Annotated in this window: 11 protein-coding genes; 9 read left to right on the top strand and 2 right to left on the bottom strand. The window is 60.2% G+C overall.

The window, feature by feature from the left end:
* The first annotated feature begins 59 nt into the window (after positions 1 to 59).
* The 7 genes from sS8_RS20180 to sS8_RS20150 all read left to right on the top strand — a co-directional run bounded on the left by sS8_RS20180 (position 60) and on the right by sS8_RS20150 (position 10,162).
* Positions 60 to 806: an outer membrane lipoprotein-sorting protein gene (locus sS8_RS20180; RefSeq protein WP_119631335.1), complete on the top strand. Its 747-nt coding sequence runs from the start codon at positions 60 to 62 to the stop codon at positions 804 to 806.
* A complete protein-coding gene (locus sS8_RS20175) occupies positions 803 to 2,053 on the top strand; it encodes a hypothetical protein (RefSeq protein ID WP_119631334.1) in 1,251 nt (416 codons plus the stop codon). Before sS8_RS20180 ends, sS8_RS20175 begins: the two co-directional genes overlap by 4 nt.
* Positions 2,054 to 2,217: 164 nt before the next feature.
* A complete protein-coding gene (locus tag sS8_RS20170) occupies positions 2,218 to 3,609 on the top strand; it encodes a glycosyltransferase family 4 protein (protein ID WP_119631333.1) in 1,392 nt (463 codons plus the stop codon).
* Between the two features lie 148 nt (positions 3,610 to 3,757).
* Positions 3,758 to 5,098, top strand: a complete 1,341-nt coding sequence (locus sS8_RS20165; protein WP_145986627.1) for a hypothetical protein — start codon at positions 3,758 to 3,760, stop codon at positions 5,096 to 5,098.
* Between the two features lie 86 nt (positions 5,099 to 5,184).
* Positions 5,185 to 6,558 carry a hypothetical protein gene (locus sS8_RS20160; protein ID WP_145986626.1) on the top strand — a complete coding sequence of 458 codons (1,374 nt, stop codon included), beginning with the start codon at positions 5,185 to 5,187 and terminating at the stop codon, positions 6,556 to 6,558.
* 261 nt (positions 6,559 to 6,819) lie between these two features.
* Positions 6,820 to 8,019, top strand: coding sequence for a sulfotransferase family protein (locus sS8_RS20155; RefSeq protein WP_119631330.1), 1,200 nt, complete (start codon positions 6,820 to 6,822; stop codon positions 8,017 to 8,019).
* 547 nt (positions 8,020 to 8,566) lie between these two features.
* Entirely contained in the window at positions 8,567 to 10,162 is a 1,596-nt protein-coding gene (locus sS8_RS20150) for a hypothetical protein (RefSeq protein ID WP_119631329.1), read from the top strand.
* Between the two features lie 105 nt (positions 10,163 to 10,267).
* Here the strand turns inward: sS8_RS20150 and sS8_RS20145 are convergent, their stop codons facing one another.
* Positions 10,268 to 10,687 (bottom strand): hypothetical protein, encoded by a 420-nt coding sequence (locus sS8_RS20145; protein ID WP_145986625.1) that lies wholly within the window; start codon positions 10,685 to 10,687, stop codon positions 10,268 to 10,270.
* A gap of 479 nt (positions 10,688 to 11,166) precedes the next feature.
* Here sS8_RS20145 and sS8_RS20140 point away from each other — a divergent pair, with 479 nt between their 5' ends.
* On the top strand, positions 11,167 to 12,138 hold the full coding sequence (locus tag sS8_RS20140) for a DUF5996 family protein (protein WP_119632910.1): 972 nt from the start codon (positions 11,167 to 11,169) through the stop codon (positions 12,136 to 12,138).
* A gap of 93 nt (positions 12,139 to 12,231) precedes the next feature.
* Here the strand turns inward: sS8_RS20140 and sS8_RS20135 are convergent, their stop codons facing one another.
* Positions 12,232 to 13,092: a pirin family protein gene (locus tag sS8_RS20135; protein WP_119631327.1), complete on the bottom strand. Its 861-nt coding sequence runs from the start codon at positions 13,090 to 13,092 to the stop codon at positions 12,232 to 12,234.
* Between the two features lie 267 nt (positions 13,093 to 13,359).
* On the opposite strand from sS8_RS20135, the gene sS8_RS20125 reads away from it, so the two are divergent.
* Positions 13,360 to 14,853 (top strand): metallophosphoesterase, encoded by a 1,494-nt coding sequence (locus sS8_RS20125; RefSeq protein ID WP_119631325.1) that lies wholly within the window; start codon positions 13,360 to 13,362, stop codon positions 14,851 to 14,853.

Here is a 14,853-nt window from a genome sequence, read left to right as displayed (position 1 = left end):
TTATCCATGTCGCCGTTCGGACGCATCCACACGCCGTTTTCAGGTTAAAGGAGAAAACGATGAGAACGACACTATTGCTCGGAAGCTTTTTAATTCTGGCCGGTCTTTTGCCCGCATCGGTTCTGGCGGCTTCGCCGGACGTCAAGACCATACTGAAAACCGCCGATCAGTCACGGGGCAATCTCCAGGGGATTTCCTGGGAAGTGGTGGTGGAATCCATCGAAAGCGGGCGCACCGACACCCTGAACTACGACATCAAGGCGCGCGGCTTCGACATCTCCGGAATCAGCCTTGCGCCGCCGAAGTACAAGGGCAACAAGCTGCTCATGTCGAACAACAATATGTGGTTCTACAAGCCGGGACTGAGCAAGGCGGTGCCCATTTCGCAGCGGCAGAAACTGATGGGCAACGCGGCCTACGGCGACATCGCCTCGACCAATTACGCCGAAGACTACGAGGCCGCCCAGCTGCCCGACGACACCGTCGGGGACGAAGCATGCTATGTTTTCGACCTGACCAGCAAGAACGACAAGACCACTTACGACCGGATCAAATACTGGATCTCAAAGGAACGCCTGGTGGGAGTGAAGGCGGAGTATTTCACGGTATCGGGAAAGAAATTCAAGCTCGCCGAAATGGAGTACGGCAATCGCGTGCGCATCGACGGAAAGGAACGCCCGTTCATCTCCAAGATCACCTTGTACGACGAACTGATGAGCGAGGACGTGACTTATCTCAACCTGACCAAACCTCAATTCAAACCACTTCCTGATTACGTCTTCAATCTGAACCTGTTCATGAAATGAGAAAAAAAAACGATGGAATCGCTTGGGGTCTATTGGCTCTTGTCGTTTTTATGAATGTGATATCGGGAACGGCCGCCGCGGAAACCGAACCGGTCATACTGTCGGATCGGCCGGACACCCTCCTCGACGAAATCAAGCGCGGCTTCTATTCCCGAATCAATGTTCTGGCTTTCGGCGTTTTCCAGGAACCGGAAATGAATTCGCGCCTGAATTTCAACAACTTTCAGGAAATACCCACTTATCAGGCATCGATCAACCCTCGCGTGGACCTCAACCTGGATTTCCGGCGCCTGGAACTGGGCATCAAACAGCGCTTCATTTACCTGTGGCAACGCTGGGAAGAGGGATTTCCCGAAGGCGAAGAAGATGGCCTCGCGCAGTTTTACACCAACGAATGGTTCGCCCGTTACCGGCTCATGGACGAATTGTTCGTCTCCTACGGCCGCGAGAATCTCCAGTGGGGACCCTCGGTACTGCTGTCTTCGTCCAATCCGTTCAACAAGGAAAACGGGCGGAACAATCCGAGAGTGGAGGTGCCCGGACTCGGTTATGCGCGGGCCGTGTGGATTCCGAACGCCACCTGGGCAGTCTCGTTCATCGCCAACACCGATGAAGGCCGGCTGGGACGCCAGCAGGGCTTCGGCCTCAACCAGACGGGATTCGCCGACGGTTCCCGAGGAACGAAATTCGAACCGACTTACGCCTTCAAGATCGACTGGACCGGGGACGGTAAATACTTTTCCGTCATCCCCTCCTACCGGGAACACACCGGCTACCGGGTCGGCTTTTTCGGCGGCTGGAACGTCACCGACGCGCTGCTCGTCTACGGCGAGGGCGCCCACGGCGATTACGGCGATTACGAGTTGCTGGGCGGCGCCTCGTACACCTTCGAGGCCGGACCGACGATCAACCTGGAATATTTCCATAATGAAAACGGCTGCGTCCAGGACCGCATCGAACAATGTTTCTTCCGGGACGAGATCGATGCCAGCGATCCCATGTTTCGCCAGGACTACATGATGTTCCAGTATTCGGAGACCGATATCTGGAACGTTCTCAACGTGAACCTGCGCGTGATCCACAACCTGAACGACCAGTCCGATCGTCTGATCGGCATCTTCGAGTATGAAGCGAACGACCATACGCTGTTGTACGTCATCGCCAACGGTTTTACCGGCTCTACCCGCAGCGAGTTCGGCAGCTTCTTGAATTATTCGTTCTTCGTGGGCGCCGCATACACGTTTTGATTCGGGCGATCGGAGGCGCTCCCCCGGCGCTTCCGGTCGAGATCGGGCTTGCACCGCTTCGGTATCCGTCCCGTTTCCGAAGTGTTCGGACATGCGCGGAGCCGGCATGGATGCATGCCTTCCGAAGCGGAAAGAGTCGGAATACGCGCCAAAGAGGACAAGCTATGACGGATCAACCGACTTTTGCCTTCGTCACGATCGGCAGCGGGTCCTATGTGGGATCCACCGTGCGTGACCTGATACTCGCCAACGCTCTGCATCGACGCGGTTTCAAGGTCGTGGTCTACTGGATGATGGAGTGCAAGCCGGAACTGGCGGCGGACGGTATCAAGCAGAGAATGCTCTGCTATGCCCCCCGTTATCACTTTCGGCGGCCTTCCGAAATCTTGGACAGAGTGATCGCGCCGCTTCTTTTTCTGTTTCCGCTCCACGCTCGAGTTCGGGTGTCCCAGGGAATTCCCGGCTATGCCGACAGGCTCTTGGAGAACCTGACACGCTGCCTTCACGAAACGCCCGAGACTGACCCGGTACTGGTGAAGCGCCTGCTCAAATTCATCGCTTTGGACGACGTCAGTCACCTCATGATGAGTTTCGCATCGATTTGCCCTCTCGCCCTGGCGGCCAAGAAAAACAGCACCCTACCCTTCGATTATGTGGTGACTTTTCAGGGAGACGAGCATTTTGCCAGCTACGCGCGCAAGGCCGGCCTGCTTGCCGTATATCGGCAGCGGCTGAAAGAGGTCGTTCAAGGTTCTCCCTGGCCCGCCGTGGTCGTAAGCCGCGATTATCTGAACCGCATCAGCGAGGATATGGATCTAGCCCCCGAACGGATGAGCGTCGTCTATAACGGCATAAAGCTGGCCGAGCGGAGCGAGAAGCCTCCGTTCTCGATTCTCCAATCGGAATTCCCGGCGCTGAAGGAACATACGCCGATCGTTTCATACATCGGACGCCAGGATACCGAGAAAGGAATCGACCTTCTCCTTTATGCGGCCAGGCTCCTTCAAGCCCGCGGGGTCGCCTTGCAACTGGTCGTTTGCGGCGCCACGGCCAAAGGAAAATGCTACCGGGATGCGATCAGCGGGATCGCCGATCATTTGCGCCTGGACATCCATCATGTGGGATCGATTTCACCCGAGGTTCGCGATGCGCTTTACGCCCACAGCCGGTGCATCGTGTATCCGTCCATCTGCCGGGAGCCTTTCGGCCTGGTTGCGGTCGAGGCGATGAGCCACGGAACGCCCGTGATCGTTCCCGACTACGGGGGCATCACGGAAGTGGTGCAGGACGGCGAAATAGCCGGTGGACTCACGTTCAGGACCTGGGACAGCGGGGACTTGGCGCGGCAGCTCGAACGCCTGCTCGCCGACCGAAGTCTGCACCGGGAGCTGACCGAACACACCCGGATGATGGCTGCGCGGTTCAGCGACGAGCAGATGGCCGACGCCATCCTGGAGCATCTCGGCATCGATGCGCGAGAACGGCGTCGCGACGGCACCTATGGAAGGGTGCCCGGCCGCCGCGCGATTGAGGAAGCGCATCGCGCCTGCGTTTGATGTTTCCTAAACTCCGGCTGGAGATTCCGGCCGGTCGGCGGACAGAAAACGAGACTCTTCGCTTGAAAAGACCGTATGCACGGATCGGCTTGGGGGGAATAACTAGGATTGGCCAAGGATTGGCCCATAGGCTTAACGGAGGTAAGCAATGGAGAAATCGCTCTGCAGGTTGATGATGATATCAGGGGCAATGGGATGCGGCCTGCTCGGCCTGGTTCCCGAGACAGGCCTGGCCCGGGGAGTTTTAGTCCAGGGGCAGGAAATCGCGCTGACGGAATGTTCGGGCTGGTTGTTCGAGAGCAGCACGGCGCCGGCTATCGAAAGCAATGCCTTGTACTGGTTCATCCAGGGGATTCCGGTCTATCCGCCGGGCGGACACTTCCGCTTCCGTGGCGAATTTCCGGCAGCGCGCTATATGTCCTGGCAGAACCACGACCTCCTGGGCAATTCGACGGCACTGCTGGCGGACACCGATATCGTCCCCGATCGAGGCCAAAACCCCTTCCAGCCGGACACCCCGTATTCGCCCGGCAGCGCCTACACCGTCGATTTACTGGACATCCCACCGGAAGTCCGGCCGTCGCGGCCGGCCAATATCCTTTACGGAGGCTATCGTTACGATGGACGCGAGACCGAATACAATGCCGTCGCCTACCGCGTCTACCTCCCCGATCCCGGTACGGATGCGCTGGGCGGCGTGCCTCGGCCGGATTTCTATTTCGTCGTCGATGACCCCGAAAAAACCAGTGAGGAAGACATCCGAACCATGTGCGAGGAGATGCGTAAAATCCAGGAGGCAGAGAAACAGCTTCTTGCCCGCGTCATCGAAAGCACCGAGTCTTTGGACGAACGGGAGCCCCCGGGCCGGCGCGTGATCGACGGCCCATCCGCAAAAGGCGCTTTCCCGCAGCCATCACTGTCCGACTTCAAGGAATTGGCCAACTATCGGGCCGTGATACCGAATCCGAACGGAGAGGGCATCTACTTCAATGCCCAAACCGGGTATCTCCAGGTGTTTCTGGCTCCTTCGCGGGATGAAGTTACGGTCATGCGTTTCAACGCTCCGACCTTTCCCGATACCCAGGGCGTCCAGACCGGCGACGGGACTCCGGACGAGATCTCCGGCAACGAACAGCTCCGTTATTGGTCGCTGTGCATGCAAAACACGACGAGCTTTCTATCGACTACGGGCTGCTTATATGATGCCCAGGTTAGACGCGACAACGACGGCCGCGTGACATTCGCGTTCTCCAATCCGGAAAGCCGGCCGGCCAATGCGACCAACTGGCTGCCCACCACCGACACCATTCCATCCGTGATTCTACGCCAGATGCAGCCCAACCCGGCGTTTGCCCAGGCACTGCTCTATTTCGCCGGCACCGAGACCGACCCTGCCGCCATCGCCGCGCACATGGGCGAATTCTTCCCGCTGGTCGCCACCTGCACCAGGGCGGAGTTCGAGCGCGACCGCTGCGGCCTGGACCCGTAACGGTGTGCGGGCGGAAGGCGCATGCGATACGAAAAGATCGCATCCACGGATCTGTGTTGACGAATGGCTTCAAACGGAGGTGAAGAATGAGAAATTTGCTTCGCGGGCTCATGATGCTATCAGCGGCAATGGGGTGCGGCCTGATCGGCCTGGTTCCCGAGGCAGGCCTGGCCCGGGGAGTCCTGGTCCAGGGGCAGGAGATCGCGCTGACGGAATGCACCGGCTGGCTGATACAGAGCAGCACGGCGCCGGCCATCGAAAGCAATGCCGTGTACTGGTTCATCCAGGGAATTCCGGTCCACCCGCCGGGCGGACACTTCCGCTTCCGCGGCGAATTTCCGGCAGCGCGCTATATGTCCTGGCAGAATCATGACTTCGTCGGAAATTCGATGGCACTGCTGGCGGACACCGATATCGTCCCCGATCGAGGCCAAAACCCCTTCCAGCCGGACACCCCGTATTCGCCCGGCAGCGCCTACACCGTCGATTTACTGGACATCCCACCGGAAGTCCGGCCGTCGCGGCCGGCCAATATCCTTTACGGAGGCTATCGTTACGACGGACGCGAGACCGAATACAATGCCGTCGCCTACCGCGTCTACCTCCCCGATCCCGGTACGGATGCGCTGGGCGGCGTGCCTCGGCCGGATTTCTATTTCGTCGTCGATGACCCCGAAAAAACCAGCGAGGAAGACATCCGAAAGATGTGCGAGGAGATGCGCGGCATCCAGGAAACCGTGAAGGAAGCGGTGATAGCATTGGTGGAAGGCACCGAGTCTTCGGACGACGGGCAGAATCCATTGCTTTCCGACGGCATGCAGGAAAACCCGCGCCGGCACGTGATCGACGGTCCGTCCGCGACAGGGGCTTTCCCGCAGCCTTCCACATCCCTGTTCGACAGCGATTGGGCGCTCTACTGGGCAGTGACACCGAATCCGAATGGTCGAGGCACTTTCTTCAACGCTCAGACCGGATATCTTCTGGTGCTTTTGAACCCCTCTCGCGACGAAGTGACGGTCATGCGCTTCCGGGCACCGACCTTCCCCGATACTCAGGGCGTCCAGACCGGAGACGGGACTCCGGACGAGATCTCCGGCAACGAACAGCTCCGCTATTGGTCGCTGTGCATGCATGATACCGCGAGCTTATGGTCGACTGCCGGCTGCTTGTACGATGCCCAAGTGATCCGCGATGACGACGGCTATGTGACGTTCGCCGTCTCCGCCCCGGAAAGCCGGCCCGCCAATGCCGCCAACTGGTTGCCCGCGGCCGGCTCCTTGCCGGCCCTGATACTGCGCCACATGCAGCCGAATCCCGCGTTTACCGAAGCCGTGCTGTATTATTCCGGCGCCAAGGCCGACCCTGCCGCCATCGCCGCGCACATGGGCGAGTACTTTCCGCTCGTCGGCACCTGCGCGAGGACGGAGTTCGAGCGCGATCGCTGCGGGTTGGACCGGTAGATGTGCGGCACGGGCCCGGCTGAACCGCATCGTTTTCGGTCATGGGTATTAGAACGCAAACCGGACGCAGCGATTTTTCTCTCCGGCCGGGAGAGGCATGGGGTGAGCGTGACAGGGCTTTCTCCTGTTGGAATGCTTCCGGGCCCGGTCACCCCCGCGAATGAAGCGCGGCGCCGAAGCGGACCGTTCGCGCTTCAAGCAAGCCCGAGAACCGGCACTCTTTTCGTGATTTTCCATCGCTACTGACAGAGGAACCGCCCAATGGAATCGTCGGCAGAAATTTCGAATAACAAGGTACAAACCGCCAGGAAAGCGTTTACCAAAATCTGGCTCGGAGGGAGTCTTTCCGGTTGGCTGAAGATGCTGGCGCACAACCGGTTTGCCATCGGCGTTCGGCAGGTTCCGCGGGTTATATTGATGACCTTCGTGATTTCGCTCGGCACCCTGAGCCACGGCCTGCAGGAATTGATCTGGGGCCGCCGGGTGCGCAACACGAAGATCGGGCAAGCACCGCTATTCATCATCGGGCATTGGCGGTCCGGCACGACATTGCTCCACGAACTGCTCGCCCTGGACGACCGTTTCACCTACCCGAGCACCTACGTGTGCTTCAACCCCAACCGCTTTTTACTGGCGGAACGGTTCGACACCCGCTGCCTCAGTTTCTTGTTCCGATCCTTGTTGCCGGATCAGCGGCCGTTCGACAACATGGCCATGGGCTGGGAGCGTCCACAGGAAGATGAGCTGGCGTTATGCAATCTCGGACTGCCATCCCCCTACCAAAAGATCGCCTTCCCCAATCGCAACCCCTACCCGGAGTACTTCGACTTGGAGGCTGTACCGCCGGACGAACTGAAGCGCTGGAAAGACGGTTTCATCAAGTTTCTCAAACAGCTCACCCTGCGCGATCCCAAACGCATCCTGCTGAAATCCCCGACCCACACTTACCGGATCAAGGTTCTGCTCGAACTGTTTCCGGATGCGCAGTTCGTTCATATCGTGCGCAACCCGTACACCCTGTTTCTCTCCACCATGCACTTGTGGAAATCCCTGTACAAAGCGGAAGGCTTACAAGAACCGAAATTCGACGACCTGGAAAACTACGTTTTCGAAAACTTCCTGCACATGTTCGAAAAGCTCGAGGAAGCACGCCCGCTGCTCGATGCCTCCCGCTTCCACGAACTCCGATACGAAGACCTCGTGCAGGATCCCGTCGGCCAACTCCGCATGATTTACGACAAACTGCAATTGGGCGGCTTCGAGCGAATGCTTCCCGGATTGCAGCAGTACCTCAAAGACACGAATGACTACCGTACCAATCGCTACGAGTTGACCCCGGAATTGAGCGAGAAGATCGCTCGCCGCTGGGGATGGGTGATCGAGCGTTACGGGTACTGCAGCGCCGCGGATAGGCCTAGGCCTAGGCGTAGGAGCGGCGCGGCTTACGCTCGACGCGCGTAAACCGGCGATTTCCGAAGGGTCCTCGCCGGCGAAAGCAAGCACTCTCGATTGCGGCTCCGCCGGCTGCTGGCGTCCGGTGTCAGAAAATTTTACGAATACCTCGCCATGCAAACACAAGCCATTGATTTGCCTTAATAACACAATAGCTCGGACGCGTGACAACAGCGGCCTGCCGGGGGTTCCGAGGCTCGAATTCCGTGAAAAAAGCAGTTCGATAGCCCATGCCTGCGCAAATGGCGGGATGTCAGAAAATTTTACGGACGCCCGCAAGACTTCACCAAGCGCTTGAAATTACAAAACAAATCATAACCGGCATGAGTTTCGCTTACTAAAGCATTCAGTGCGGCACCGATCCCCTTTCGACAACTCGATTCCATCCGCGAGGACGGCAGCCGGCACTGAAAGCTTTTCCCGGCCGAGTGCCCGCCCTAAGCTCGACGAAGGCTTCTTCGAGCCTACCGGGAAAGGCTCCAAAGGCGCGTCAAGGATACGCGACCGCTGCTCGGACAAAGGCAGCATGATGCACTTTCAAACAAGGAGTAAGGACATGATCAAGTGCTGTTGGCGAGTCATTTTTCCCGTGACTTTTCTTGTTCTTCAATCGGCGGCTACGGTTGCCGAGGCAGAGAGCACGACCGTTTTGGCCAAGGCCGTGGTGGACGAGTGCTGGAACGGCTGCGGCATGCCTTATATCGCCGCGTCGGCGAATGGCGCCTGCCCGAGCGACACCCTACCCAAACGAAATCAGGCTTATGTCTGGGGTCTGACTCGATGGAATCAGAACGTCTGGATCGGAACCGGACCCAATATCGCCGGCATCGCATCGACGGTCGGCGGGGGAACGCAGGAATGCGCATTGACTTATGACCCCTCCGGCAGGCTCATCAACGTCCTCGAAGGCGGTCTGAGCCAATACCCCGGCGTCCCCGAGCCTCTGCGCGGATTCCTGGGCGACTGGAGAACGCCGCAGGTCTGGATTTATGACACCGAAACCAAGACCCGGACCAATGTGACGCCGAACGATTCCCTCATCAACCAGACGCTCGGCTTGCGCGCGGCCGGTGCGGCCAACGGCGTGATCCTACTCGCGGGTCCCGGGCGGCTCGGGGTTAGCGTCAATATGTTCGCCTTCGACGCCGAGACCAAGGAGTACCTCGGCTCCAGGAGCTTTGCGCGCTACGCCAACATCCGCAAATTCGTACCGTGGCAGGGCGTCGTCTATACCGGCGTCCAAACGCTTGTCGGAAGCGGCGAGATACTGCGCTGGTCGGGAACTCGCGCCGACCCGTTCAGCTTCACGACGGTAGGCATCGTGGACAATGACGCGGTCAACCTGGCGGTGCACGAAGAACGCCTGTTCGTCGCCACCTGGCGGCCTTCGACCATGTCGAGCTCGGTCGGCATCCTCTTCGATACCGACAACCCGCCGGCCGGTATCTGGATGAGTCCCCCGATTCCGGCCGGGGGCCTGAGAGTCTTCCACGCCGGTCTCTGGACCAAGGTTTGGGAAGTCACGAACTACGAAGTCGACGACCTCATCGCTTCGACCCAGGGCGTGGGCGACCTGGCCTCGTTCGCCGGTTACCTCTATTGGGGCCATATGAACCCGCCGTGGTCGGTCTACAACACGTTCGTGAATGCCTACGGAGAGCCCGCAAATCCCGAAGAAACCCGAAAGAACCTGTGGCGGGCCATCCCGATCTTCCGTGGCCGCAATTTCGCGAGCAGTCCCGAGATCGAACTGCTGTACGGGGAAACACAATTACCGAAATACGACGGCAATGCCTGGCAAACGGTGAACAACCGGCTGGGCGGAGCGACGCCGCGTTTCGGCGCTTCGGGCTTCGACGTTCCGACCAATGTCTACACCTGGACCATGGCGGTTTTCGACGGACGGCTCTGGGTCGGCACGCTGGATTCGGACTTCGCGGGAATTTCGAGTACTGATCCCGGCGCCGATCTCTGGGTCTTTCCCGACGGGAACTCCAAGGCGGAGGCATGGACCGTGGACGGCTTCGGCCATCCGGAAACCGCCGGTGTGCGAACGATGATCCCATCGAACGATACGCTCTTCGTAGGAACGTCCAGCAGAGCCAATCTCTCTCCGGATGGCGGCTGGAAACTCATCGGGATCAAGCCGTAACATCGGCGGCGGAAGTACCGGAAAGGAGTGCCCTACCCCGGCACTCCTTTCACCGGCCGAAAGCCGGCGAGGACTGCTCCGCTAACCGGGCTGCATCAGGATCGTTTACCACAAGAGAAAACCGTCGAGGAGTCCGAGCGCTTTTCGGCCTTTGTTCAATGAACCGGACTGCTGCCATGCTCTCCATATCCGCTCCGGCACAGTAGAAAGCTCGACCAACCGCTTCTCGGGGACCAAGCTGAAACCGGCTTCGAACCCATGGTGATCCCGAATCATGTCCTGCATGATCGGCCGCCGGACGGAAACGCTTATGGGCGGCCCGATCATGATTTGCGCCTCTCTCAGTTCTTTCCCGGAAAGCGCCACGGCGGCCTTTCCGTTCCAAATCGGCTGGCAGTCGATCAATTCGCCTGCCTTGTTGAACACGTAAAGATCGAGATCGATCAGCAATCCACAAATACCTTCGAACGAAGCTAGGAATGAGAAAACATCTATTCTTTCCTCGTGCTGCAAATACGCCGACATGTTTCACCTATAACGCGTTGGATCAATCGCTGACTCGACAAGCCCGGAGGGCCGCCGGAAAAACGGCTCCGCCGGTCCGCCTCTGCTGGCCATGCGGGGTCTCCGTAGCCGTCCGACACTAGAGTACGCATGAAACATGAGAACGCGGGCGGGGAAAAGATTAAAGAAAGATGAGAACCGGCGCGGGCGAGGATGGCCTTGGCACGCTCGACTTGCCCCGCCAAAGCGGCTGCGTGGGCAAGCCAGAAGGTGCAAAGCGGGAAGTCCCGATAAAGGCAATTAATGATTGCCGGCACGAAGCATTCCGGAACGGCCGACCCTCGCAAAGAATCAAACCGGGTACGGTTATGCCGGTTCCCGGCCGCCGGGTTGGGGACCCAAGTCTCGGAAACGGATAGGTCGAAGCCGGGGAATCAAACCTGCGCACCCGAGGTCGAAAACCGGCAAGGGCGTAATTCCCCCTCGATATGGAGGCCATCATGACGGTCCAAATCGCTTCAGATCGACCAGACGGTAACCCGGCCTGGCCGGACTTGCCGCTGAAAGCCTGGCAAGATACTTACGCCACCTTGCACATGTGGACTCAGATTGTCGGCAAGATCCGCCTGGCCTTGGCGCCCTGGGTCAACCATTCCTGGCACGTCGTGCTCTATCTGACCGCCTCCGGGCTGACCACCTCGCCGATTCCCTATCGAAACAGAACCTTCCAGATCGACTTCGATTTTATCGAGCATCGCCTCGTCATCCGGACCAACGACGGCAGCGAGCGGCAAGTTCCGCTCCGCTCCCGCACGGTGGCCGATTTTTACGAGGAGGTTTTTGCCGCGCTTCGGGTGCTCGAGATCGAGCTTGCAATCCGGAAGAAACCCAACGAGGTGGCCCATCCGATTCCCTTCGACCGGGACCGGGAACACGCCACCTACGATCCCGAGTGCGCCCACCGCTGCTGGCGGGCGCTGACCCAGGCGGATCGCGTATTCAAGGCATTCCGCGCGCGCTATATCGGCAAATGCAGCCCGGTGCATTTTTTTTGGGGCAGCTTCGACCTGGCGGTCACGCGCTTCTCCGGCCGGCGTGCGCCCGAGCATCCCGGCGGCGTGCCCAATCTCCCAGACTGGGTGGTCCGCGATGCCTATTCTCACGAGGTGAGCAGTTGCGGCTTCTGGCCGGGCAACGATGCCGTTCCGTTTCCGGCCTTCTACGCCTACGCCTATCCGGAACCCAAAGGTTTTCCGGAGGCGCGGGCACGTCCCGAAGGCGCGTATTACAGCTCCGAGCTGAAGGAATTCATCCTGCCTTATGACGAGGTGCGCCGGGCGGATTCGCCCGACCTTCTGCTGCTGGAATTTCTGCAAAGCACGTATGAGGCGGCCGCCGATCTGGGACATTGGGATCGACCCTCGCTAGAACGGAGCACGCCCGGCAAGGAACCCACCTTTCCCCGAGCCTAAGAGCCTATCCCAGTAGGCCGTTCGCCCTGAGCCCTTCGACTCCGCTCGGGCCAGGCTTGTCGAAGGGTTTCTTGAGCCTACTGGGATAGGCTCTTAAAAGCGGCCCGACTGAAAATCGCGCCTGGCCTGTTCGACCTCCTCGCGCGTATTCATTACAAACGGTCCCCACTGTACGATCGGCTCGTTCAGGGGACGTCCGGCAACCAGCAACAGTCGCGCCCCGCCGGGGGCGCTCAGCCGTACGCCATCGGCGTCCGCACGGTTGCCGAGCAGCGCGAGTTGACGGCTACGCACCGGCTCGCCGCGCACGCCCACTTCTATTTCGCCATCGTAAACGTACAGAAATGCATTATGCGCCGCCGGGATCGCGGCCTCGTAGACGCTTCCGGCCGGCATCCCGAAGTCGGCATAGAGGGGCTCGGTGGTTTCGCGCCTGACCGCCCCGGCCACGCCCGCCAGCGACCCGGCAATGACCCGGATCGTCACGCCCGCGGCAGTGGTCGTCTGCGGTATCGCTTCGGCCGGAATGTCCCGGTATCCGGGCTGCCCCATCTTTTCTCGCGCCGGCAGGTTTATCCAAAGCTGGAAGCCGTGCATCAGGCCCTGCTCCTGCTCGGGAAGCTCCGAGTGCACGATCCCCCGGCCCGCCGTCATCCATTGCACGCCGCCGGCGGCGAGCACGCCTTCGTGGCCGGCACTGTCCCGATGGCGCATGCGTCCCGCCAGCATGTAAGTGACCGTTTCGAAACCCCGGTGGGGGTGATCGGGAAAGCCGGCGAGATAGTCGTCCGGATTGTCCGAGCAAAATTCATCGAGTAACAGGAAAGGATCAAGCCGGCGCTGCAGATCCGAGGTCAGCACGCGCAAGAGTTTCACGCCGGCACCGTCCGAAACCCGTTTGCCGGAAACCAGCCGTTCGACTTCTCGGCTTACAAAATCCGGAGCAGCGGTCATGGGCGTCCTCCTTCGGAAACCGGTGAAGCTTCGATAGGCAATGGCCTGTCTCGACCGCGGGGATGAAGACCGAGCATGCCTCGCTTTTCTTGGACCCGGAGCGATCGGCGATTCTCCGCGAAGCACCGCCCGATTACGGCCGGACCGATGACTGTAGCCCGCGTCCCGCCGCGATGCCATGGGGTACCTTTATGAAACCATCGCATTGGGCTTATCATCGGCGACGCCAGTCATACGAACGCTTCGGATTTTTGGGGGGATAGGAACATGAGCGAGTTCCCGGCTTACGACGAGGTGCATGTCATCTCCGATATCCACATGGGCGGAAAACCCGGTTTCCAGATTCTGGGCAAGACGGACCGTCTCGCCAACTATATTCGGTGGGTAGCCCGGCGCCCCGGCGGGCGCGTCGCCCTGATCCTGAACGGCGACGTGTTCGACACCCTGGCCGAAGACATCCGGGGCTACGTCGCGGTGGACGAGGCGACCGCCACCCTGACGCGGATCATGAACGACCGGTCTTTCTCCGGCATTTGGGACGTTCTCGCGGATTTCGTCAAAACCAAAGGCCGCACGCTGGTCATCGTCATCGGCAACCACGACATCGAAGTGTCCTTTCCCCCCGTGCAACGGCTGATTCAATCCCGGCTCGCGGGCGAAGATCTCGACGCCCGGGCGCGCATCGAGTTTTCCACCACCGGCGCCGGTTACACCTGCCTGGTCGGCAACGCCCGCGTGTTCTGCACCCACGGCAACGAGGTCGATGCCTGGAACTACAACCGCTACGAGGACCTGGCGCGCGTCGCGCGGCGCCTGAATGCGGGCCGTACGCTCGATCCGAAGGAGTGGTACCCGAACGCCGGCACCCGCATGGTCAAGGAGGTCATGAACGACGTGAAGCGCCGTTACGCGTGGATCGATCTGCTGAAACCCGAAACTTCTGCCGCAGTCGGCACCCTGGTGGTGCTCGACCCATCCCAAGCGGCCAAGATCGACAGCTTGCTGTCCATCCTGGGCGAGCGGCAGAAGGGCGGGAAACAGGTCGAACAGCGCTTGTCGGCGGAAGGATTCCAGCCCCGCGAGGAAACCGGCGCACCCGCGGCCACAGTCGATCAGTTGCTGGGACCGAACGTTGCCGCCGGCCTGCGGTCGGGCGATTCTGCCGGCGCCCGGAACGCCGACGACATGCTGCTGGCCGCCGAGAAGAACTTCAGGCAGCGCGGCGCTCCCGTGACGCCGCCGAACCAAACCCTGGGCACCGGGGGATTGATCTGGGACCGTCTCACCGGCTGGATCACCGGGGTCGGCAAGGACGAAGCGCTGAGGCGCGCGCTCAAGGATTGGCTGGCCGAGGACAAGACCTTCGACATCACCGACCGGGACGACACCTACAAGCAGGTCACGGCTTCGGTCGGCAGTTCCACCGACTTCATCGTCACCGGCCATACCCATCTCGAACGGGCCATCGACATGGGCGGCTCGCGCTATTACTTCAACAGCGGAACCTGGATCCGCCTGATGCGGTTCACCGATGCCATGCTCAAGGACACGGCATCGTTCAAGCCGGTCTACGAGGTGCTGACCGACGGCGCGATGGCGGCCATCGATAACGCGGCATTCGGCGGCGAGTCGTTCCTGCTGGATCAGACCAGCGCGATTTCGATCACGCTGGAGGGGGGCAAAACCCTAGGCCGCCTGACCCACGTCGAGGGCGACGGCAGCGGCGCGCCGAGGGTCGTCCAACAGTTCGCGAGGCCCTGA

Source organism: Methylocaldum marinum, from assembly GCF_003584645.1.
Classification (GTDB): Bacteria; Pseudomonadota; Gammaproteobacteria; order Methylococcales; family Methylococcaceae; genus Methylocaldum; species Methylocaldum marinum.
This window is presented reverse-complemented; position numbering and strand designations above follow the sequence as displayed.

Excerpts from the sequence above, each read along its gene's own strand:
- sS8_RS20180 (WP_119631335.1), top strand. The coding sequence starts at position 60 with ATGAGAACGACACTATTGCTCGGAAGCTTTTTAATTCTGGCCGGTCTT.
- sS8_RS20175 (WP_119631334.1), top strand. The coding sequence starts at position 803 with ATGAGAAAAAAAAACGATGGAATCGCTTGGGGTCTATTGGCTCTTGTC.
- sS8_RS20170 (WP_119631333.1), top strand. The coding sequence starts at position 2,218 with ATGACGGATCAACCGACTTTTGCCTTCGTCACGATCGGCAGCGGGTCC.
- sS8_RS20165 (WP_145986627.1), top strand. The coding sequence starts at position 3,758 with ATGGAGAAATCGCTCTGCAGGTTGATGATGATATCAGGGGCAATGGGA.
- sS8_RS20160 (WP_145986626.1), top strand. The coding sequence starts at position 5,185 with ATGAGAAATTTGCTTCGCGGGCTCATGATGCTATCAGCGGCAATGGGG.
- sS8_RS20155 (WP_119631330.1), top strand. The coding sequence starts at position 6,820 with ATGGAATCGTCGGCAGAAATTTCGAATAACAAGGTACAAACCGCCAGG.
- sS8_RS20150 (WP_119631329.1), top strand. The coding sequence starts at position 8,567 with ATGATCAAGTGCTGTTGGCGAGTCATTTTTCCCGTGACTTTTCTTGTT.
- sS8_RS20145 (WP_145986625.1), bottom strand. The coding sequence starts at position 10,687 with ATGTCGGCGTATTTGCAGCACGAGGAAAGAATAGATGTTTTCTCATTC.
- sS8_RS20140 (WP_119632910.1), top strand. The coding sequence starts at position 11,167 with ATGACGGTCCAAATCGCTTCAGATCGACCAGACGGTAACCCGGCCTGG.
- sS8_RS20135 (WP_119631327.1), bottom strand. The coding sequence starts at position 13,092 with ATGACCGCTGCTCCGGATTTTGTAAGCCGAGAAGTCGAACGGCTGGTT.
- sS8_RS20125 (WP_119631325.1), top strand. The coding sequence starts at position 13,360 with ATGAGCGAGTTCCCGGCTTACGACGAGGTGCATGTCATCTCCGATATC.